The organism is Arthrobacter sp. 01T419 (assembly GCF_056398865.1).
The window spans coordinates 18,161-38,826 of the sequence record NZ_JBFTQF010000004.1; the positions used below are offsets into that span (position 1 = coordinate 18,161).

General features: G+C 63.9%; 18 protein-coding genes. 8 read left to right on the forward strand and 10 right to left on the reverse strand.

What is annotated here, in order from left to right; all coding sequences use genetic code 11:
* The first annotated feature begins 31 nt into the window (after nucleotides 1-31).
* The 3 genes from AC1DLO_RS07850 to AC1DLO_RS07860 all read left to right on the forward strand — a co-directional run bounded on the left by AC1DLO_RS07850 (nucleotide 32) and on the right by AC1DLO_RS07860 (nucleotide 6,516).
* Complete coding sequence (locus AC1DLO_RS07850) at nucleotides 32-997, forward strand: quinone oxidoreductase family protein (RefSeq protein WP_476889098.1); 966 nt, start codon at nucleotides 32-34, stop codon at nucleotides 995-997.
* Between the two features lie 107 nt (nucleotides 998-1,104).
* Nucleotides 1,105-5,037: a Pls/PosA family non-ribosomal peptide synthetase gene (locus tag AC1DLO_RS07855; protein WP_476889099.1), complete on the forward strand. Its 3,933-nt coding sequence runs from the start codon at nucleotides 1,105-1,107 to the stop codon at nucleotides 5,035-5,037.
* 81 nt (nucleotides 5,038-5,118) lie between these two features.
* Nucleotides 5,119-6,516, forward strand: a complete 1,398-nt coding sequence (locus tag AC1DLO_RS07860; RefSeq protein WP_476889100.1) for a M1 family metallopeptidase — start codon at nucleotides 5,119-5,121, stop codon at nucleotides 6,514-6,516.
* Here the strand turns inward: AC1DLO_RS07860 and AC1DLO_RS07865 are convergent.
* The 3 genes from AC1DLO_RS07865 to pheS form a co-directional block, all read right to left on the reverse strand.
* Nucleotides 6,513-7,124 carry a 4'-phosphopantetheinyl transferase family protein gene (locus AC1DLO_RS07865; protein ID WP_476889101.1) on the reverse strand — a complete coding sequence of 204 codons (612 nt, stop codon included), beginning with the start codon at nucleotides 7,122-7,124 and terminating at the stop codon, nucleotides 6,513-6,515. The genes AC1DLO_RS07860 and AC1DLO_RS07865 overlap by 4 nt on opposite strands.
* Before the next feature lie 80 nt (nucleotides 7,125-7,204).
* Nucleotides 7,205-9,754: a phenylalanine--tRNA ligase subunit beta gene (pheT, locus tag AC1DLO_RS07870; protein WP_476889102.1), complete on the reverse strand. Its 2,550-nt coding sequence runs from the start codon at nucleotides 9,752-9,754 to the stop codon at nucleotides 7,205-7,207.
* Between the two features lie 2 nt (nucleotides 9,755-9,756).
* Nucleotides 9,757-10,818, reverse strand: a complete 1,062-nt coding sequence (gene pheS / locus AC1DLO_RS07875; protein ID WP_184735736.1) for a phenylalanine--tRNA ligase subunit alpha — start codon at nucleotides 10,816-10,818, stop codon at nucleotides 9,757-9,759.
* 184 nt (nucleotides 10,819-11,002) lie between these two features.
* Here pheS and AC1DLO_RS07880 point away from each other — a divergent pair, with 184 nt between their 5' ends.
* Both AC1DLO_RS07880 and AC1DLO_RS07885 read left to right on the forward strand, forming a co-directional pair.
* Nucleotides 11,003-11,449, forward strand: a complete 447-nt coding sequence (locus tag AC1DLO_RS07880) for a hypothetical protein (protein WP_476889103.1) — start codon at nucleotides 11,003-11,005, stop codon at nucleotides 11,447-11,449.
* Entirely contained in the window at nucleotides 11,446-12,096 is a 651-nt protein-coding gene (locus tag AC1DLO_RS07885) for an SIMPL domain-containing protein (protein WP_476889104.1), read from the forward strand. The genes AC1DLO_RS07880 and AC1DLO_RS07885 overlap by 4 nt, the downstream gene beginning before the upstream one ends.
* 28 nt (nucleotides 12,097-12,124) lie before the next feature.
* Here the strand turns inward: AC1DLO_RS07885 and pcp are convergent, their stop codons facing one another.
* Nucleotides 12,125-12,790, reverse strand: coding sequence for a pyroglutamyl-peptidase I (gene pcp / locus AC1DLO_RS07890; RefSeq protein ID WP_476889105.1), 666 nt, complete (start codon nucleotides 12,788-12,790; stop codon nucleotides 12,125-12,127).
* A gap of 98 nt (nucleotides 12,791-12,888) precedes the next feature.
* Here pcp and AC1DLO_RS07895 point away from each other — a divergent pair, with 98 nt between their 5' ends.
* A complete protein-coding gene (locus AC1DLO_RS07895; RefSeq protein ID WP_476889106.1) occupies nucleotides 12,889-13,983 on the forward strand; it encodes an Rv2578c family radical SAM protein in 1,095 nt (364 codons plus the stop codon).
* Here AC1DLO_RS07895 and AC1DLO_RS07900 read toward each other — a convergent pair.
* Complete coding sequence (locus AC1DLO_RS07900) at nucleotides 13,980-14,420, reverse strand: (deoxy)nucleoside triphosphate pyrophosphohydrolase (protein WP_476889107.1); 441 nt, start codon at nucleotides 14,418-14,420, stop codon at nucleotides 13,980-13,982. The two genes, AC1DLO_RS07895 and AC1DLO_RS07900, sit on opposite strands and share 4 nt — an antisense overlap.
* 147 nt (nucleotides 14,421-14,567) lie before the next feature.
* Between AC1DLO_RS07900 and AC1DLO_RS07905 the strand changes: the two genes are divergently transcribed.
* A complete protein-coding gene (locus tag AC1DLO_RS07905) occupies nucleotides 14,568-15,776 on the forward strand; it encodes an MFS transporter (RefSeq protein ID WP_476889108.1) in 1,209 nt (402 codons plus the stop codon).
* 110 nt (nucleotides 15,777-15,886) lie between these two features.
* Here AC1DLO_RS07905 and AC1DLO_RS07910 read toward each other — a convergent pair whose 3' ends face one another.
* From AC1DLO_RS07910 to infC, 5 genes are all read right to left on the reverse strand, one after another.
* The gene (locus AC1DLO_RS07910) at nucleotides 15,887-16,804 is read right to left on the reverse strand and encodes a cation diffusion facilitator family transporter (protein WP_476889109.1); all 918 of its coding nucleotides are present in this window, start codon (nucleotides 16,802-16,804) and stop codon (nucleotides 15,887-15,889) included.
* 103 nt (nucleotides 16,805-16,907) lie between these two features.
* Complete coding sequence (locus tag AC1DLO_RS07915) at nucleotides 16,908-17,804, reverse strand: TrmH family RNA methyltransferase (RefSeq protein WP_476889110.1); 897 nt, start codon at nucleotides 17,802-17,804, stop codon at nucleotides 16,908-16,910.
* A 53-nt stretch (nucleotides 17,805-17,857) separates the two neighbouring features.
* Nucleotides 17,858-18,388 carry a 50S ribosomal protein L20 gene (gene rplT / locus AC1DLO_RS07920; RefSeq protein WP_476914450.1) on the reverse strand — a complete coding sequence of 177 codons (531 nt, stop codon included), beginning with the start codon at nucleotides 18,386-18,388 and terminating at the stop codon, nucleotides 17,858-17,860.
* A gap of 117 nt (nucleotides 18,389-18,505) precedes the next feature.
* Nucleotides 18,506-18,700 (reverse strand): 50S ribosomal protein L35, encoded by a 195-nt coding sequence (gene rpmI / locus AC1DLO_RS07925; RefSeq protein ID WP_059387794.1) that lies wholly within the window; start codon nucleotides 18,698-18,700, stop codon nucleotides 18,506-18,508.
* Nucleotides 18,701-18,817: 117 nt separating this feature from the next.
* A complete protein-coding gene (infC, locus tag AC1DLO_RS07930) occupies nucleotides 18,818-19,855 on the reverse strand; it encodes a translation initiation factor IF-3 (RefSeq protein ID WP_476889112.1) in 1,038 nt (345 codons plus the stop codon).
* Nucleotides 19,856-20,235: 380 nt separating this feature from the next.
* Here infC and AC1DLO_RS07935 point away from each other — a divergent pair, with 380 nt between their 5' ends.
* Nucleotides 20,236-20,622 carry a DUF1844 domain-containing protein gene (locus tag AC1DLO_RS07935; RefSeq protein WP_078105657.1) on the forward strand — a complete coding sequence of 129 codons (387 nt, stop codon included), beginning with the start codon at nucleotides 20,236-20,238 and terminating at the stop codon, nucleotides 20,620-20,622.
* Nucleotides 20,623-20,666: the final 44 nt, after the last annotated feature.

Sequence of the window (20,666 nt, forward strand, 5' to 3'; positions counted from 1 at the left end):
CACGAAAGTGCCCCGACGGAGAAGGAGACTCATGACGCACGCGATCATTGCCCGGCACGCCGGAGGACCGGAAGTCCTCGAACTCACCGAGGCAGAGGTTCCAACCCCGGGCCCGCGCCAGCTGCTCGTCAGGGTTGCAGCCGCCGGAGTGAACTTCATCGACACCTATCAGCGCAGTGGCATCTACAAGGTTGAATACCCTTTCACCCCCGGCTCCGAATCGGCCGGCACCGTGGAGGCCATCGGTGCGGACGTCGATGACTTCGCTGTCGGAGACCGGGTGGCTACCGCCGAAGGTTCCCGCAGCTACGCCGGGTACACCCTTGTAGACGCCGACAAAGCGCTTCCCGTGCCTGACAGCGTCGACGACCACACGGCCGCAGCCCTTCCGCTGCAAGGCATGACAGCGCATTACCTGATCAATTCCTCCTTCCGGGTGGAACCTGGCCACACGGTCTTGACCCACGCCGGCGCTGGCGGTGTGGGACTCATCCTGACGCAATTGCTCAAGGCACGCGGCGCGCGCGTGATCACCACCGTCTCCTCGGATGAGAAGGAAGTCCTGGCCAGGGAGGCGGGCGCAGACGTGGTCCTGCGTTATGCCGGGTTCGCCGCCAAAGTCCGCGAGCTGACGGGCGGCGAAGGAGTCAATGTCGTGTACGACGGCGTTGGCAAGGATACTTTCGACGATTCCCTTGCGAGCCTGCGTATCCGCGGCTCACTGGTCCTGTTCGGGGCAGCCTCCGGACCCGTGCCTCCCTTTGATCCCCAGCGGCTGAACGCGGGCGGATCACTATCCCTGACACGTCCCACAATCAGCCATTTCCTGCAGAACCCGCAGGAGCGGCGCTGGCGTTCGGCCGAAATCTTCGGCGCCGCCGCGAGCGGAGCGCTCAAAGTCAGGATTGGCGGGACTTACCCCCTCGTTCAAGCAGCCCAGGCCCATCGTGACTTGGAAGCCCGCAAGACCACGGGCAAGTTGCTCCTGGTTCCATGATTGCGACAACCGCAAAATGACTTTTCAGTTAATATTGGGCTAAGCCACAGCAACGGCCAGACGACCGCTGACACTTTCTGTTCACCTCTATCCGCGAAACTTCGAACGTGACCCAGGAACATGAAATTCCGGCGGACCGCTTGGAACTCCAAGCCGTGCATCTGCCCCAGCTGCCAGGTGCGTCAGCCGCGCCGCCAGCCCGCACGCTCATCGAAATCATCGATGACACGGCACGCTCGTTTCCCGAAGCCTCTGCCCTCGATGACGGGCGCAAGTCGCTGAGCTACTCCGAACTCATGGCGCAGGTGCGCAGTTTTGCTGCCACGCTCAACGCAGCGGGACTTGGCCCCGGAGACAAGATCGGCGTCCGGATTCCCTCCGGCACCAATGATCTCTACATTGCCATCCTGGCGATTCTCTCGATTTCTGCCGCCTACGTGCCAGTTGACGCTGATGATCCCGGGGAACGGGCACGGCTGGTTTTCGCAGAGGCCAAAGTGTCTGCCGTCATCGCAAAGGGCCGAAAGATCGAAGTCACCGGGGAGCGGCCAACACCGCACCCAGCCCCGCGTGGACCAGGGCTGGATGACGATTCCTGGGTCATCTTCACGTCTGGCTCCACCGGAACGCCCAAGGGTGTAGCAGTGCGGCACCGATCGTCCGCAGCGTTTGTTGACGCCGAGGCCCGGCTCTTCCTCCAGGAGGATCCCCTCGGGCCGCAGGACCGCGTCCTCGCCGGTCTTTCCGTGGCGTTCGACGCTTCATGCGAAGAGATGTGGCTGGCGTGGCGCCACGGCGCCTGCCTGGTCCCGGCTCCGCGTGCCCTGGTGCGTTCAGGCATGGACCTTGGCCCGTGGCTTATCAACCATGGCATCACAGTAGTGTCTACCGTTCCCACGCTCGCGGCCCTGTGGCCGGCGGAAGCCCTCGAGAACGTGCGACTACTCATTTTCGGCGGCGAAGCCTGCCCTCCCGAACTCGCCGAGCGCCTCGCGGTGGACGGCCGTGAAGTGTGGAACACGTATGGCCCCACCGAAGCAACCGTCGTGGCCTGCGCTGCTCCCCTCGATGGCAGCGGTCCCGTCCGGATCGGCTTGCCGCTGGACGGCTGGGACCTTGCTGTCGTCGACCCCGCCGGAGTTCCCGTCGCCGAAGGTGAGACGGGCGAATTGATCATTGGCGGCGTGGGGCTTGCCCGCTACCTCGATCCTGCTAAAGACTCTGAAAAATATGCACCCATGCCGTCCTTGGGATGGGAACGGGCGTACCGTTCCGGCGACCTCGTGCGCTACGAGGACGCCGGCCTCATCTTCCAGGGCCGAGCAGACGAACAAGTCAAGCTGGGTGGCCGGCGGATCGAACTCGGTGAGATCGACGCCGCTCTGCAGGCCCTGCCGGGCGTTGCCGGGGCCGCCGCGGCCGTCCGTACGACGGCGGCCGGGAACCAGATACTGGTCGGCTACCTGGCGCCTGCTGCACCTGAGGACATTGACCTCGCGGCTTCCCGGGAGTTGCTCGCCGAGAGCCTTCCCGCTGCGCTGATCCCACTGCTGACGGTGGTGGATTCCCTTCCGACGAAGACGAGCGGCAAAGTGGACCGGCATTCGCTGCCCTGGCCGTTGGCGGGCGCCGGAGCAGCCGATGCGGACAAGGCACCGCTCAACCTTCCCGAGGACGCCCAGTGGGTGGTTGAGCAATGGGAAAGCATCTTGGGTTCCCGCGTCACATCGCTCGACGCGGACTTCTTCGCCTACGGTGGCGGCTCCCTCGCCGCGGCCCAGCTCGTCTCGGCCCTGCGCGTGCACTACCCCACCATCACGGTCGCAGAGATCTACGCGACCCCCCGGGTGGGCGCACTGATCGACGCCGCGCGGCAGTCCCTGCCGGAAGGCGGCATCCAGGGGCCTGCAGCCGAGCGCACGGTTCGCCCGACCTCCCGGAAATCGCAGATCTTCCAGACGTTGATGGGCATTTTCCTCAACATCCTGGTGGGCATGCGTTGGCTCACCTATCTCATGGCTGCCAACCACTTGCTGGCGGACTTCGCCGGATTCACTGCAGCACCCGTGGTGTCCTGGTGGTGGATTTTGGCTTCCTGGCTGGTGTTCGTCAGTCCGCTGGGCCGCATGACGATTTCGATTCTGGCTGCGCGAACCCTCTTGCGTGGGGTCCAGGCCGGAACCTACCCCCGCTCGGGCAAGGTTCATTTGAAGCTGTGGCTTGCTGAACAGATCCAGGACCTCTCGGGCGCCATCAGCCTCGCCAGCGCGCCGTGGGTTCCCTACTATGCGAGGGCGCTGGGTGCGAAGATCGGGAACAACGTCCATTTGCATTCCTTGCCTCCGGTCACCGGACTGCTTTCCCTGGGCAGTGGATGCAACATCGAACCCGAAGTAGATCTCTCCGCTTGGTGGATTGACGGCGACTACGTCCACATCGGCGCCATCCATGTGGGTGCCGGCGCCACCGTGGGATCCCGCAGCACACTCATGCCGGGAACCAGCATCGGCGCGGGCGCGCGTGTAGAACCCGGTTCAGCAGTTTTGGGCAAGGTCAAGGCCGGGCACCTTGTTGCTGGCTCCCCTGCCGAACGGCGTGGCAAAGCCAAGAATGAATGGCCGGAGACCCCGTCGTCCCACCATCTGATCGGCCGGCTCTGGTTCGCGGCGTTCGCAACGGCTTCGGCGCTGCTGGCCTTGATACCCTACGTCTCTGCATTCGCCGGCGCCTGCGTGGTCCTGGCCTTCATCCAAGGCAGGAGTTCCCTGCAGGATGCCTTCCCGGAACTCTTGCTTGCCATCCCTTTGGCTGCGCTTGCATGGTTCCTGTGCAATCTCCTGCTGATCCTGGCGACCACCCGGATGCTGGGCATCGGTCTCAAGGAGGGGTACTACCGAGTTCGCAGCCGCGTTGGCTGGCAAGTTTGGGCCACTGAACGTGTATTGGACATGGCGCGGGACCTGCTTTTCCCCATCTACGCGAGCCTTTTCACCCCCGTGTGGCTGCGCCTGCTGGGTGCCAAAGTAGGCCGCAACGTGGAGGCTTCCACGGTTCTTCTGCTGCCGCGCATGACGACCATCGGCGAAGGCGCGTTCCTGGCGGACGACACCATGGTGGCCTCTTACGAGCTTGGCAGGGGCTGGATGAAGATTGGGCCGGCCAAGATCGGCAAACGCTCCTTCCTGGGCAATTCGGGCATGACGGCCGCGGGCCGCAGCGTACCCAAGAATTCACTGGTCGCGGTGCTGTCTGCCACGCCGGCCAAGGCAAAATCGGGCACCTCTTGGCTGGGCAGTCCGCCCGTCAGGCTGCGCCGCACCGCCATGAATGCCGACCAGAGCCTCACCTTCAACCCGCCGTTGGCCCTCAAGGCCAAGCGCACCCTGTGGGAACTGTGCCGTATGGTGCCGGTCATCCTGACGGTGGCGATCGCCGTCGGGATCATGCTGGTCCTCGACTGGATCGCCTCGGAATCCTCCTACTGGCTGGCGGCCGTCCTGGGAGGCGTCGTGGTCCTTGCCGCGGGTGCCGTGGCCGCGGCAAGTTCGGTCGCCGCGAAATGGATTTTGGTGGGCCGCATCAGGGAGGGCGAGCATCCGTTGTGGAGCTCGTTCATTTGGCGGAATGAAGTGGTGGACACCTTCATCGAGATGGTGAGCGCTCCATGGTTCGCGCGTTCAGCATCCGGCACGCCGGCTCTGGTGTGGTGGCTCAGGGCGCTCGGTGCGAAGATCGGCCGGGGTACTTGGTGCGAAAGCTACTGGTTGCCCGAAGCCGACCTTGTCACGCTCGGCGAAAGCTCCACCGTCAACCGTGGCTGCGTGGTCCAGACCCACCTCTTCCACGACCGCATCATGAGCATCGACACGGTGGTTCTCGGGGACGGCGCCACGATGGGCCCGCACGGCGTCATCCTGCCTCGCGCCAGCATCGGGGCGGGCGGAACGGTGGGGCCGGCGTCGCTCGTCATGCGGGGTGAAACTGTTCCTGCGGGCACATACTGGATGGGCAACCCCGTCAGCCCCTGGTCCGGGCCGTAGCGTAGATTGGCAAGAGGACCGGTGGGAAACCGGCCGATGACGACAGCAGCACAGCAAGCTACACGGAGGCAGCCAGCGCACATGAGCCGCAGCGAACCGGGAACGATCAGAACTGCCGCCGATCCCTACACCCTGCACCACGGGAGTACGGCATTCGAGGTGTTGCGGTATGAACTGGACTTGGACTACAGCCTGGGCAGCAATAGGCTCAACGGCCGCGCGATGCTTCGTTGCATGGCGCTCGAAGACACAGATTCCGTGGTCCTGGATCTGGTGGGATTAAAGGCTTCCAAGATCCTGGTCGACGGCAAGAAGGTACCGAAGTTCAGCCCCCGCGGCGAGCACCTCGTGATCTCCGTCAAGGACCGGCTGCGGGCTGGCCAGTCGTTCACTGTCGAGCTCCGCTACGACGGCAATCCGAAGCCGCGCCGCGGCCTATGGGGCGAAGTCGGTTGGGAGGAGCTCGACGACGGCGTGCTGGTTGCGGGCCAGCCGAACGGCGCCGCTTCCTGGTTCCCGTGCAACGACCACCCGCGGCACAAGTCCAGCTACTTGATCAGCATCACGACCGACGACAACTACCGCGCCATATGCAACGGCCGCCTCGTCTCACACAGCCGGAAATCAAGCCGTGAGACCTGGGTATATGAACAAAGYGAGCCGATGGCGAGCTACCTCGCCACGGTTCAGATCGGCCGTTATCGGCTCCATCAGCTGAACCCTTCCCCCAGCGGGTCGGACACCGGGACGGCCCACCATGCCGAAGGCCCGCGGCACACTCCAGTGCCCCAGTTTGTTGCCGTCTCCCCCAGCTTGTTGGCAGAGGCCCGGGAAGGCCTGGCACGGCAAACCGACATGATGCGAACCTTTGTGGACTGTTTCGGTCCGTACCCTTTTGCGGAATACACGGCCGTGGTCACCGACGATGAACTCGAAATCCCCCTTGAAGCACAGACGCTTTCCATCTTCGGCCGGAACCACATGGAGCAATCGTGGGAGGCGCAGCGCCTGATCGCCCACGAGCTGTCACACCAATGGTTCGGCAACTCGCTCACTGCGGCCAGTTGGCGGGATATCTGGCTGCACGAGGGCTTCGCCTGTTATGCGGAATGGATCTGGTCCGAGGAGGCCGGCGTCATGTCCCTCGCCAACCGAACGAGGGCCGCGTGGCGCAAGCTCGACGCCGGCGCCCAGGATCTGGTGATCGGCGACCCCGGGCCGGAGCGAATGTTCGATGACCGCGTCTATAAGCGTGGGGCGCTGGCTCTCCACGCCATCCGTGTTGCGTGCGGTGACACAGCGTTCTTCGGTTTGCTGCGGCACTGGACGGAGACCATGCGCCACGGCTCGGTGTCCACGGCGGAATTCATCGCCACGGCCGACGCCTACGTTCCGGGGCTCGACGCCGCCAGTGTGCTGGAGCCCTGGCTCTACCAGGCAAGACTCCCCGCTTTCGGCTCATCCAAGGGGTTCAGCTAAGACGGTGTTATCGCGACTGCGGCAACCAGTCCGGCCGGAAGCTCCTGGCCATCAGCATTGTCCGGGAGCTTGAGATCCCATAGCCCTGGCCTTTCCAACACGTCGAGGGAGTTCGGGTCCACCCTGAGTCCTTCGCCTGTCATCTTCAACCAGGCTTCCTTTCGCGCCCACAATCGTGCGCGCTCTTGCGCTTGGTGCCCGGGTTCCATCGCGTTGAGATGGCGGTGCTCACCTGCGGTCAGGGCGACGTCGTCGAAGCCTGCGAATTCCGTACCAACCGCATTTTCCAGATCGACTCCCAGCCGAAGCCCGGGTTCCGGGTGCACGACGGCGGCAAACAGCACCCAGCCCGACGCTCGCGAGGCGCTCAGCACCAGCGGCGCGGGACCGCCGTCGAACAGGTATCCGGGCCGGCCATGCGCAATGTCCGGCCCGGCACCGCATTCCGGGCACTCATAGGCCGCTTGGAGCTTCGAGGCCGGAACACCCAGGAGAGCGGCGGCAATGTTCTGCTGAGCCACCCTGGATGCCAAGAACTCCGAGCGCAGGACCGGGGCCATGGCGTTTCCGCGAAGGATCTCGGCCGGAGACAACAATTCCGCCGCCATCTGCTCGATAGCGGCGGAATCGACAGTATCGAAGGGTTGGATGCGGACATCCAGCCCCTCGATCCCGGTGTTGATGCGGGTCAGCGCTGGACTGCTCCGAACCGTTCTGCAGCGACGGCGACGGCGGCCTCACGGGCCTCCGATGCCTCATCGGCCGTCAGTGTGCGGTCCGTGGCGCGGAATCGCAACCCGAAAGCAAGCGACTTCTTGCCGTCTTCGATGCCTTGGCCAGCGTAGACATCGAACAGGGCGACGTCCTCAAGCAGTTCGCCTGCGCCTTCCCGGAGGGCAGCCAAGACGGCGTCCGCTGGAACGTCCCGCGGCACGACAAGGGCGACGTCCTGCGTGGCCACGGGGAAGCCGGAAATGTGCTTGGCAACAATCACATCGGGGGCGGCCTCGAAGATCGCGTCCGCGTTCAGCTCGAGCGCGACGGAGCGGGCTGGCATGTCGTGGGCGGCAAGGAGCTTCGGGTGCAGTTCGCCGGCGTAGCCCACGATGTCGCCCGAGCGGAGCGCCAATCGGGCGGCACGGCCCGGATGGAACGCCTGGTGGGTGCCTTGGCTGACCACGAGCTCCACGCCAAGGACGTCGCCGATGAGCCGGGCCACATCGAGGGCGTCTGCCCAGTCCCAGGCACGCGGGGTGTGGGCCGCGGCAGCGGGGGAATCATGGCCGGTCAAAACAGCGGCGATGTGCAGCGGCTGGTCCGGGACGCCGTCGTACAGTCCATCAAGCACCTCGTCGGAAGGCTTGACGCCCAACGGCGGAATGGACGCCGTGCCCAGCTGCCCGTCGGGAAGGAACACCGAGCCGGCCTCGAAGAGGGCAAGATCGCGGAACCCGCGGGAGTGGTTGCGGCGGGCCACCTCGATCAAGCCTGGGAGCACGGAGGTACGCAGGTAGCCGTGTTCTTCGCTGATCGGGTTGGCCAGTTTCAGGCCGGTGCGCGCCCCGCCTTCCTCGGCCACGCCAAAGGTGTCATTGGCAGACTTGGAGACGAACGGGTACGAGAGGACCTCTGTCAGCCCAGCGTCCGCCAAGGCCTGGACCACGCGGCGTTTCTGCTGCTGGGTCCGGGTCAAGCCGCGGCCGGGAGGGGCCACAGGCAAGGTGGCCGGTATGTTGTCATAACCAACCAGCCTCGCGATTTCCTCGGAGAGGTCTTCCTTGGTTTCCAGGTCATTGCGCCAGCTCGGAGCCGTGACGGAGTAGGAGCCGTTCGCCTCGTCCTTGAGAACAATGGCGCCCAGGTCCTTCAGGGAACCGGTGATCTGTTCTTCCGTGAAGTCGATTCCGATCCGGGAGGCCGCGTAGCCCGCCGGCAGATCGATCGTCACGGCGTCCGGAGCAGTCCCGACGTCGGTACCGGCTTCGTCAGCCGTCCCGCCCGCCAATTCAACCAGCAGGTCAACGACGCGCTGGGCGGCGATATTGGCAACCTGCCAATCGACGCCGCGTTCGAAGCGCTTGGACGCCTCTGACGGCAGCTTGTGCCGGCGACGGGACCGTGCAATCGAAACCTCGTCGAAGTGCGCAGCCTCGACCAGGATGTTGGTGGTCGAATCGGAGACCTCGGTGTTGGCCCCGCCCATGACGCCGGCGATGCCGATTGCCCCGGAGTCGTCGGTGATCAGGAGGTCCTCGACATCGAGCGCACGCACCTTATCGTCAAGGGTGGTGATCTTCTCCCCTGCCACGGCGCGGCGGACCACGATGTCGCCCGAGAGCTTGTCGAGGTCGTAGCAGTGGTTCGGCTGGCCGAGTTCGAGCATCACGTAGTTGGAGATGTCCACCGGCAGCGAAATGGAGCGGATCCCAGCCAAACGCAGCCGGGACACCATCCACGGCGGGGTGGGGCGGGTGGCGTCCACTCCGCGGACCGTGCGGGCCACGAAGCGGTCGCAACCAGGATTGCCGTAGATGGGAGCATCGTCGTTGAGCTTGACGCCGTAGCCGCCCTGCAGGGAAGCCGGAGCGGCGACCTTGGCGGCCGGGTCCGTGAAGACGGTCCCGGTGGCATGGGCATATTCGCGAGCGACGCCACGGATCGAGAACGCATAGCCGCGGTCCGGAGTGACGTTGATTTCCGCGGCTTCGTCGTAGAGACCCAGCAGCGTCATCGCGTCAGTGCCGATTTCGGGATCCAGGCCGATGCGGGAGAGCACCAAGATGCCGTCGTGGTCCTCGCCGATGCCGAGTTCGCGTACCGAGGCGATCATGCCTGCGGACAGATGCCCGTAGGTCTTGCGTGCGGAAATGTGGAAGTCACCCGGGAGCACGGCACCCGGGAGGGTCACAACTACCTTGTCTCCCTCGACAAAGTTGTGGGCACCGCAAATGATGCCCTGCACGCCGGAGGGGTCGATGCCCTTGCCGGTGAGGGTCTGCTCCTGCCCTTCGGGGACCACGCGGACCTGGCACCAGTTAATGGTCTTGCCGTTGCTCTGCGGTTCCTTGACCAGGCTCAGGACCTGGCCCACCACGATGGGACCCTTGAGTTCGTCCGTGGGGCGGTGGACGGCTTCTTCTTCAAAACCGACCTTGACGAGCTCCGCCATGACGTCTTCGGCCGTGGCGTCGGCCGGAACCTGCGCGAATTCACGCAGCCATGAAAGTGGGATACGCACTGTTAGATCTCCATCCCGAAGTGCTCGCTGAAACGTACATCGCCTTCGATCATGTCGCGCATATCGCCGACCTCGTTGCGGAACATGAGCGTGCGCTCGATGCCCATGCCGAAGGCGAAACCTGAATACTCGTCCGGGTCGATGCCGGCAGCGCGCAGGACGTTGGGATTGACCATGCCGCAGCCGCCCCATTCGATCCAGCGGGGGCCGCCCTTGGCACCGGGGTGCCAAATGTCCAGCTCCGCTGACGGCTCGGTGAACGGGAAGTAGTTGGGACGCAGGCGGATCTGTGCCTCGTCGCCGAACATCTGCCGGGCGAAGTGCTCCAAGGTGCCGCGGAGGTCCGCCATGCTCAATTTCTTGTCGATGGCCAGGCCTTCGAACTGGTGGAACACGGGCGTGTGGGTGGCATCGAGTTCATCGGTGCGGAACACCTTGCCGGGGCACAGCACGTAAATTGGCACTTCGCGTTCCAGCATGGACCGGACCTGCACCGGGGAGGTGTGCGTGCGCATGAGCAGGTGCGCCTCGGGAGGTTCAACGAAGAAGGTGTCCTGCATTTCGCGGGCCGGGTGGTCCGGCTTGAAGTTGAGGGCGTCAAAGTTGAACCACTCGGATTCGACCTCCGGGCCCTCGGCGATTTCCCAGCCCATGCCGACGAAAATGTCCGCCACTCGGTCCTGCAGCGTAGACAACGGGTGGCGCGCACCGGCGCGGCGTCGCCGCGGCGCTGCCGTGACGTCCACTGTTTCCTCCACGAGGATACGGGCGTCGTTTTCGGCTTCGAGCACGGTGGTCCGTGCTGCGAGCGCCTGGTTGACGCGGCCACGGGAGGAACCCATGAGCTTGCCTGCAGCGGCCTTCTGTTCCTTGGCCAGGCCCCCGATTTCACGGTTGGCAAGGCTCAAAGGTGACTTCTCGCCGGTGTGCGCCAGGCGGACGGCTTTGAGTTCTTCGAGGGAGGATGCAGCGGCAATCGCGGAGACTGCTTCCTCAACGGCAGCGGTGATGGCAGCTTCATCCAGAGGGTTCGGGATGGCAGCGCCCGGCAAAGTGTCAGTCATCTACTGTTCTTAGCTACGAGTCGGAAATGGTCTTCACCAGGCGGGGCCATGGCAAAGGCAGGAGCAGTGCTCGCCAGACGCGTCCGGCGGGCACTAACCCCCAGTCTAGTTGAAGGCTTCGGCTGGGATTTAACCCGTGACCCCGTCTCGTCGTTTCATCGCCGCGCGGGGCTAGCATGGCCTCATGACACCCGGTGAGCGGCTTCGCCAGATCGCCAACGCCTTGAACCTCTCCACCCTTCTGGGCGTGATGATTGCCCGCGCCGCCAACGCGCCGCGGACCCGCGGACCGAGGGGGCTCATCATCGCCAGCGGCTACGGCTGGACCCTGCCCAAGGCAGCGGCATTCACCGTGGGCAATGTGGTCTTGTTCCACGCGGGGTCGGCGAGCGCGGGAACGGACCCTGTTCTGCTGGGTCACGAAGAGCGGCACAGCACGCAGTACGCCTATTGCCTGGGGTTGCCATTCCTGCCGTTGTATCTGCTCTGCGCAATCTGGTCCTTCCTCCGGACGGGCAACCCCGGCACCCGGAACTTCTTCGAGAGGCAGGCCGGATTGGCTGCGGGTGGCTACCCCGGCAAACAGATTCCAGTCCGCCCAACGCACCAGCGAAACGAGGCACAACAATGACCCGCACCATCACTGTCACCGGGGAGGGAACAGCTGAAGCGGTTCCCGACCTTCTCACCCTGACGCTCGCCGTCGAGGTCAGGCGCGATGCCGCCGGAGCGGCCTATGACGACGCCGGAGAGGTCGCCTCCGCGGTGACGGGCGCGCTGCGCGGGAACGGGGTGGCGGAGCGTGACCTGCGGACCAGCGGCCTCAATCTGCGGGCAGAGCTCGTCTGGGCCGAAAACCAAGGGCAAAAGGTCACTGGGTATGTTGCATCAACCACCTTGGTTGCCCGGGTCAGCCCGCCTTCAGCGGCCCCCGCAGCCATATCCGCGGCAGTCGCCGCGGGTGGCGACAGCCTCCGCATCAATGGGATCGAACAAGGATTCACGGATTCCTCCGCCGTTGCAGCGCTGGCACAGGAGGCCGCGTGGCGGGAGGCCGAGGCGAAAGCCGCTCGGTTTGCCGCACTCGCCAGCGCGCGGCTGGGACAAGTACTGTCTATCGATCAGCGGCCGGAACACGGATCGCCCGTGCCGATGATGGGCGACGTGAAGCGCGCCTTTGCCACCCAGGGTGTGGCCATCGAGGCAGGATCCGTGGCAGTTTCGGCGAACGTGGTGGTGCAATGGGAGCTGGAGTCTGCGGAGTTCGGCGCCGGCTGATCGAGCATTCTTTGCTGGCGGCGCCAGCCTAGTGAACGGCTCCCGCGGACAGCTTCGCGTCCACAGAAGTCGCGAGGGCAGTGCGCACGACGACGGCGATCCCCTCGCCCATGTCCCGGACCGACATCGCCCGCGCCGCCACGGCCGGCGCGGCACTCCCCTGCGGGAGGTGGGCTTCGTCGTAGGGAACGTGGATGAAGCCGCCCCGCGCACCGGCCGCACCTTCGGCATTTGAGAGTTCGTGCATCAGGGCATAGAACACGTGGTTGCAGACATACGTCCCGGCTGTCTGCGAGACTTCCGCGCGGATTCCGGCGATCTGCAACGCTCGAAGCGCGGACTTCACCGGCAGGGTACTGAAGTACGCTGCGGGACCTACCGGAATGACAGGTTCGTCGATGGGCTGGTTTCCTGCATTGTCCGGAATCCTGGCGTCATCGACGTTGATGGCCACGCGCTCCAGGGAGAGCCGGTCCCGTCCAGCGGCGAGACCCGCACAGATGACCAGTTCAGGACGCAGCCGCCCCACGGCCTCGCGGAGGACCGCAGCGGACTCACCGAAAACGCACGGTAGCTCAAGCGCCTCCACCTCATGTCCTTCAGCGCGCAGGACTTCCTGCGCTACCAGGACTGCGGCCCACGAGGGGTTGCTCGAGTCGCCGCCAAAAGGCTCGAATCCCGTCAGCAGAATCATGGATCCACCCTAGCAACAGCCATCCCCGCCTCGAGGCCCCGGCTCCGATCTTTCAGCAGGCCTTGACAACCGTTCGAACATATATTCGAATGGAGGCCATGAGATGGGACGCACAGGCACTTTCACCACAACGTGGTCCGGCACCCGGAGACAACAGCAACAGCGTTCCGTCCGGAGCCGCCCCAGCCTCGGATGCCCTGCTGCCGCTGGCCGGGCTTGTGCGTTCCATCTCAACCCCCGAGTTCTCCGGAGTCACCTTTCATGAGGTCACCGCCAAATCGGTGCTCAACAAGGTGGCGTCCGGTTCCCAGATGCCTTTCGAGTGGACCGTCAACCCTTACCGTGGATGCAGCCACGCCTGCGTGTACTGCTTCGCGCGCAAAAGCCACACGTATCTGGACTTCGACGCCGGTCACGATTTCGATTCGCAAGTGATAGTGAAGATCAACGCGGCGGAGGTCTTGCGCAAGGAACTGTCCAAGCCGTCATGGGGGCACCATCATGTCGCTCTGGGCACCAACACGGATCCATACCAGCGCGCCGAGGGCCGTTACCAACTCATGCCCGGAATCATCCGGGCACTGGCCGATTCCGGGACGCCGTTCTCCATCCTCACCAAGGGAACCCTCCTGGGCCGCGACATCCCCCTGCTTAAGCACGCTTCCAGCCAGGTACCCGTGGATTTGGGCATCTCCTTGGCCATGACCGACGAAACCCTCGCCTCGGCCGTCGAACCGGGCACGCCCGCACCACGCGCCAGGCTCAAACTCATCCGCCGGCTGCGCGAGGCGGGTTTGCCCTGCGGAGTCATGGCCATGCCCATCTTGCCGTGGCTAACCGACAGCGACGACGCCTTGGAGTCACTGTTCACGGCCCTGTCCGAGGCCGGTGCCACCGGAGTGACCGCCGGAGCGTTGTACCTGAAGCCGGGCACCCGCGAATGGTTCATGCAGTGGCTGGCTGCCAACCACGCCGGCCTCGTCGGTAAGTACCGGCGTCTCTACGGCCAGGGATCGTATGCCTCGAAGGAATACAGGACCTGGCTGAGCGGCCGCATCAATTACTTTAAGGCCCGTCACGGCTTTTCAGGGAGCAGCGGTTTCAGCCACCGGAACGCAGCTACCAGCAGGGAAAAGCCAGCGCCCCTTCCGCCCTCTCCTTTTCCAACAACGGGCCAGTCGACGCTTTTCTAGCCGAGCAGTCCTGAATCCACCCGTTCCAGCAGGGCCTGGACAATCGGCAGGTCAGCGGGAATCCAGGGCAACGCGAACGCCTCGTCGCCGTTGCCGAGGGGGACCCAGCGGAGTTCATCGTGGTCCTGGAGCGGACGCGGTTCGCCGTCGAGCAGTTCAGCGAACCATACCCTCATAACGGCCCGCTCATTCAGCGGCCACCCAGCACCGTCGTCCGCGACCACTTCGGCACCGAGCCGGACAGTGACCCCAAGTTCTTCGATCAGTTCCCGGTGCAGCGCGTCCTCGAAGGACTCCCCGGCTTCGAGCTTGCCGCCGGGGAACTCCCACATTCCAGCGAATTGCGGCGGAGCGCTGCGCCTGGCGACCAGCAGCCGGCTCGGGTTTTCAAGGGAATCGACGACGGCGGCGCCCGCCACACTTATCAGTCCAGTCACCGCAACAGTCTATTGGCCGTCAGGCCAAGCATCTTGCCTATGGAAGTGGTCACATACAGGGACATTCGCATGGGTCTCGCACTAAGCTTGAAAGTCGGATTTAATCCCGTTCGTGCGGCGCCCAGCTCATCCCCAAGAAACAGGACAATGACCACCACAGCAGTCAGCAAGACCTCCCAAAAGGCCGGAAGCCGCCACGTGGCACTGGCCATCTTTGCCCTCGCCATGGGTGGATTCGCTATCGGGACCACGGAGTTCACCATGATGGGCTTGCTCAAGGAGATCGAGCAGGGACTCAACATCAGCACTCCCGAGGCCGGCAATCTGATTTCCGCTTATGCCTTGGGCGTCGTGGTGGGCGCACCGATCTTCGCGGCACTTGGCGCCCGCCTCCCCCGCAAGCAACTTGCCTTGGGACTCATGCTGTTCCTGTCCATAGCCAACCTGACGTCCTTCCTTGCCCCGGACTACGGAACCATGGTGATCACGAGGTTTGCCTCGGGCCTGCCCCACGGCGCCTTCTTCGGGATCGCTGCAGTCATCGCTGCGAGCCTGGTTGCGCCCACCAAGCGTGGGTGGGCGATTTCGATGGTCATGGGCGGGCTCACCATTGCCAACGTCATCGGCGTTCCCGCGGCCACCTGGCTTGGTCAGACCTTCGGCTGGCGACTGCTCTTTGTGATGGTCGGCGTCATCGGCCTGGCCACTACTGTGCTGCTGTGGAAGTTCGTCCCCTTTGAGCCTGCCCACCCCGAGGCGAGCATTCGCCGGGAACTTGGCGCCCTCAAGCGCATCCAAGTGTGGCTGGCATTGCTGATCGGAATCATCGGTTTTGGCGGGTTCTTCGCCACCTATACGTACATCGCCCACACCATGACCTCCGTGGCCGGTATCCCGCAGTCGCTGATACCCCTAGTGGTGGCCCTCTACGGACTCGGTATGGTGGCAGGAAACATTCTGGGCGGCCGGATCGCCGACAAGTCCGTCATGGGGACCATCTATCGGGTTCTTCCGGCCATCGCACTGGCCCTGGTGGTCTACGCCATCGCGGCCCACTGGGCGTGGTCTGCATTCGTCATGGTGTTCATCGTGGGCGGCATCGGCTCCATGCTCATTCCGCCCCTGCAGACACGGCTCCTCGACGCTTCGCCGGACGCACCGTCGCTGGCTTCTTCGCTCAACCATTCCGCACTCAACATCGCCAACGCCCTTGGCGCTTTCCTTGGCGGCGTGGTCATCGCTTGGGGCTGGGGCTACGTGGCTCCGGCCCTCGTTGGTGCTGTCCTCGCAGTCCTGGGCCTCGGCGTCGCAGGCATCAGCGGCTGGTTGGAACGAAAAAGGCCACTGGCGGCATAGTGCTGCCTTCGCGTGCTTGGCTACGCGACGAAAGCGCATCATCCTCTGCATGCTCGCTCCTTCGTTGCTTAGACGCATGCCGCCGGATAGCGCGCCCGCCGCTGTGCTGCTCAGACCTGGACGCGCTCCACGTCCGGTTCAAGGTAGATGACGCGGGCGATCGGCACCGCAGTGCGGATCCTGAGCTCGGCGTCGTCGATCGCTTTGGCAATCGCCTGGCCGGTATCAGCCGCGGCCACGCTGATCTTCGCAGCGACCAGCAACTCCTCCGGGCCCAAGTGCATGGTCTTGAGGTGGATAATGCGGGTGCCATCGGACTCAATGGCTTCCGTGATGCGCGCGTTGTCCTCTCTGGTGGCCGATTCGCCGAGCAGCAAAGACTTGGTCTCCACGGCAAGCACCACGGCGATTCCCACAAGAAGCAGCCCGATCATTCCTGTGCCCGCGGCGTCCCACAGGCCGTTGCCCGTGATGAGGGTCAGGCTCACGCCGAACAGCGCGAAAACGAGGCCCAGGAGAGCTCCGAAGTCCTCGAGGAGGATCACGGGCAATTCCGGTTGCTTGGCGTTGCGGATGAACTTGATCCAACTCTGCTTGCCGCGCAAGGGATTGGATTCGTGGATTGCAGTGCGGAACGAGAAGGATTCCGCCACAATGGCACCCAGCAGCACGGCGAGCGGCACCCACCAGAAATCGCCTTCAATGGCATGCGGGTGCTGGAATTTCTCCCAGGATTCGTAGAGGGCAAAAAGACCGCCCACGCTGAATAGCACGATCGAGACGATGAAGGCGTAAATATAGCGCTCACGGCCATAGCCAAACGGGTGTTCTGGACTTGCGGCACGCTGCGCCCGCTTCCCGCCAAGCAGCAGGAGCAACTGGTTGCCGGAGTCGGCTACGGAGTGGATTGCCTCGGCCAACATGGACGACGACATCGTTAGGACGAAAGCGACGAACTTGAGCACTGCAATCGCCAGGTTGGCACTCAATGCCGCCACGATTGCCTTGGTACCGCCATTTGCAGCCACGAAAGCTCCACCTCTTCTTCGGTTCAGGGGATGTGAGTGAATCGACAGGAACGGACCACGGGATCGCATCCCCGCAAGCATTACGGTACCTGTAGCGAAATTGTCAGGAACCTTGTTGAGAGCGCGCGCTGGCGTAAAGGCAAACAGTAGCGGCAGTGCCGAGGTTCAAACTTTCAGCCGAGCCGTAGACGGGCACCGCAACACGATGGTCTGCGAGTGCCAGCTCGGAGTCTGATAGTCCTTGCGCTTCGTTGCCGAACAACCAGGCCGTCGGGGCCTCAAGTGCGTAGTCAGAAGGAGTTGCCGACGCGCCCAGGCGGCGTGCCGCGTTCTCATCCTGAAGTTTATCCAGATTGAGGGTGCCGTAGCCGTCCGCGGCCAGGATCCCGATGCCACGCTCCTTGCAGAGGGCCACGAGCTCCTCGACGTCCGCTCCCAGGACAACCGGCAAATGGAAGAGCGAGCCCGCGGTGGAGCGCACAGCCTTCGGATTGTAAATATCCACGCTCGAGGCCGTCAGCACCACTGCATCCGCCCCTGCAGCATCGGCAGCCCGAAGCACTGTTCCCGCGTTGCCGGGGTCCCGTACCTGGCACATGACGGCGATCAGCCGAGGACCGGCGTCGAGCACTGATTCAAGGCTCACATCCACAAAACTGCAGACGGCCACAATGCCCTGGGGGTTGACCGTGTCCGCCATGGCGGCCAGCACATCGTCATTCGCCAGGCGCAAGGCAACGCCATCGGCGAGCTCGGCAAGTTCCGGCAACCGGTCCAGGCAGCTTTCACTTGCGTAGACTTCGTGTACGACGCCGGTCTGCCCCGCCGCTGTCCGCTCCCGATGCAGGACCAGTGCCTCGCGAACAGCCTGGGGGCCCTCCGCGAGGAACCTGCCCCGCTTTAAACGGGCCGGGCGCCCTGCAAGCTTTGCGACATCCCTCACCCGATCGGCTCGGGGGTTGGACATCGGAAATTCTTGCGGGCGCCCGGTTTCGTTCATATACAGAACTTTAGTGGCAGTTGCCACTGTCCCATGAACTGAGGCTACGCGTGCTACTCAGCAGCTTCAGCGGCCGGCTTCTTCGCAGCCTTGGCCTTGGGAGCCTTAGCAGCGGGCTCTTCCTCGGACACGGAGGCCTTGACTGCCGGAGCAGCCTTGGTAGCCGCGGAAGTCTTGGCGGTAGCCTTCGGAGCGGCCTYGGCCTTGGCAGCCGGAGCGGAGGTGTCTGCAGGCAGGGAATCCTTGGCAACCTTGACAAGCGCAGCGAAAGCGTTGGCGTCGGAAACGGCCAGCTCTGCCAGCATGCGGCGGTCAACCTCGACCTCAGCGGCCTTCAGGCCCTGGATCAGACGGTTGTAGGTCAGGCCGTTGGCGCGGGATGCAGCGTTGATGCGCTGGATCCAGAGGCGACGGAAGTCACCCTTCTTCTTGCGGCGGTCGCCGTAGCTGTACACAAACGAGTGCAGCAGCTGCTCTTTTGCCTTGCGGTACAGGCGAGACCGCTGACCGCGGTAACCCTTGGCCCGTTCAAGGACAACCCGACGCTTCTTGTGGGCGTTTACCGCCCGCTTCACACGTGCCACGTGCGTACTCCTTCAAAATTCTTATCCCAAGCTGCTACTGCCGGGAACCCGGCCGGCCTGAGAAGGCTTTGGTGTAGTCGGCGGCTACCGGATGGCAGCAACCAGAAAACTTGGAACTTAGACGCCGAGCATCTTCTTGATGACCTTGGCATCGCCCTTGAAGACGATCTTGTCGCCGGCAAGGCGACGGGTCAGGGTGGAGGACTTGTGCTCCAGGTAGTGGCGGCGGTTGGCCTGCTGACGCTTCAGCTTGCCCGTACCGGTCAGCTTGAAGCGCTTCTTAGCACCACTGTGGGTCTTCATCTTCGGCATGGGAACCGATCTCCTTACGTGTCCGCAGATTGGGTCTGCAGTTCTTTCGTGCAACCACCCCATAGGGGGTGGCCGCTGCTTTCTTGCCGGGCGGAGGGGGCACCTCCTGCGGCATGACTAGTTGGTCTTGCGTGCCGCAGGCTTCGGGGCAGCTTTGGGGGCTGCCGGTCGAGCTGCAGGCTTCGGAACCGCGGGCTTCGCCATCGGCTTCGGCATTGGTGTAGCAGCAGGCTTGGGAGCAGCCGGTACAACAGGCTTCGGAGCTGCCTGCTCCGGAGCCTTTGCCGGCGCCGGTGCGGCAACCGGCGCTGCCTCAACTACGGGAGCCTCTTCGACAACCGGCGTCTCTTCAACTACGTGGGCCTCGGCAACCGGCGTCTCTTCAACTACGGGAGCCTCTTCGACAACCGGCGTCTCTTCAACGGCTTCCTCAACAGCAGGAGCTGCCTCTTCAGCTTCGGCAACCTCGGCCTCAACAGATTCCGGCACGGTTACTTCTGGTGCCGTTTCCTCGGCCTGGGCTTCCTCAGCCTGGGTCAAGAGTTCCGCCGGAAGCAGGTCCGCAAGGGACTGCGTCAAGGGAGCATCCTCGCCTGAAACGTCGATCCGGCCAGCAGCCTTCGCTTCGTTCTGGGCTTTGGCTTCTGCGCGCTGCGCCGCACGGCGGGCCTCGGCCTTGGCCTCTGCCTTGTTCTTCAGCGGGCCGATCACCATGACCATGTTGCGGCCATCGATGCGCGGGCTGGACTCAATCACGCCAACTTCGGCAACGTCCTCGGCGAATCGCTGCAACAGGCGGATGCCCATTTCGGGGCGCTGCTGCTCACGTCCGCGGAACTGGATCATGGCCTTTACCTTGTCACCGGCACCCAGGAAGCGAAGCGCGTGGCCGCGCTTGGTCTCGTAGTCGTGGGTATCGATCTTCAGGCGGAAGCGGATTTCCTTCAGAACCGTGTTGGTCTGGTTCTTGCGGGCCTCACGGGCTTTAACAGCGGCTTCGTACTTGTACTTACCGAAGTCCATCAGCTTGCACACCGGAGGCTTGGCCTGCGGTGCAACTTCAACGAGATCCAGATCAGCCTCGGCAGCAAGACGCAGGGCGTCCTCGATACGGACGATTCCAACCTGTTCGCCGGCAGGGCCGACCAAACGCACCTCGGGGACGCGGATACGCTCATTGATTCTTGGCTCGCTAATGTCAAAGCTCCTGTTGTTGTGATGAGTATTCCACCGGCAAATAGAGAAGGCCCCCAATTGCTGGCGCAATCGAAGGCCTCGAAAGATCGGATACGGCCCCTCCATGGAGGCGTTCGCACCATCCAAGGCTTACCTTGAACGGTGTCCGACCAGGTACCCGGCAACTTACATCCCCGAAGGGAAACGGCTGACGCGGGTGGGAGAGAACTCCGCTTGCAAACTGAAAACCAATTCTACAGAAATCGTCCGCCAACCGCACATTTACGATGGGTGGCCGAATACTGCGTGTGCCATTGAAAAATGGCGACTTCCAGTCGGTCTGTGACAAGCTTACCAGCATGAGCACTTCAGACAGCAATTCCCTCGACCACGAGCCCACCGGTACTGACGCCGGAGTAGGCCAGCAGATCCGCGACATTTCGGAAGTTCCGGCTGTTGAGGTCATCACCACCGGCGCCGTTCACCTCATGAGCGCAGCGGCTGTCAAGGTGGGCTTGGCCGACGACCCCGAGGCCGAGGAGCTCAAGGACCTGGACGAAGCCCGCAAACTGATCACCGCCTTGGCCGGGCTAGTCACGGCCGCTGCACCGGAGATCGGTTCACAACATGCGGGCCCCTTGCGCGATGGCCTCCGTTCCCTCCAGCTTGCGTTCCGCGAAGCATCCCTGATCCCGGACGAGCCGGGCAAGGGCCCGGGCGAAAAGTTCACCGGCCCGGTCAACTGACCCGGACTCACCTGTTAGACCGCGACGGCGGGCTGGCCTTTTGG

Bases quoted from the DNA above. Each gene is read 5' to 3' on its own strand.
- rpmI (WP_059387794.1), bottom strand. From the start codon at position 18,700: ATGCCGAAGATGAAGACCCACAGTGGTGCTAAGAAGCGCTTCAAGCTG.
- AC1DLO_RS07865 (WP_476889101.1), bottom strand. From the start codon at position 7,124: ATGGCGGCGGAATTGTTGTCTCCGGCCGAGATCCTTCGCGGAAACGCC.
- AC1DLO_RS07885 (WP_476889104.1), top strand. From the start codon at position 11,446: ATGACCCGCACCATCACTGTCACCGGGGAGGGAACAGCTGAAGCGGTT.
- pheS (WP_184735736.1), bottom strand. From the start codon at position 10,818: ATGACTGACACTTTGCCGGGCGCTGCCATCCCGAACCCTCTGGATGAA.
- pcp (WP_476889105.1), bottom strand. From the start codon at position 12,790: ATGATTCTGCTGACGGGATTCGAGCCTTTTGGCGGCGACTCGAGCAAC.
- AC1DLO_RS07880 (WP_476889103.1), top strand. From the start codon at position 11,003: ATGACACCCGGTGAGCGGCTTCGCCAGATCGCCAACGCCTTGAACCTC.
- AC1DLO_RS07905 (WP_476889108.1), top strand. From the start codon at position 14,568: ATGACCACCACAGCAGTCAGCAAGACCTCCCAAAAGGCCGGAAGCCGC.
- AC1DLO_RS07895 (WP_476889106.1), top strand. From the start codon at position 12,889: ATGAGATGGGACGCACAGGCACTTTCACCACAACGTGGTCCGGCACCC.
- AC1DLO_RS07850 (WP_476889098.1), top strand. From the start codon at position 32: ATGACGCACGCGATCATTGCCCGGCACGCCGGAGGACCGGAAGTCCTC.
- AC1DLO_RS07935 (WP_078105657.1), top strand. From the start codon at position 20,236: ATGAGCACTTCAGACAGCAATTCCCTCGACCACGAGCCCACCGGTACT.
- AC1DLO_RS07915 (WP_476889110.1), bottom strand. From the start codon at position 17,804: ATGAACGAAACCGGGCGCCCGCAAGAATTTCCGATGTCCAACCCCCGA.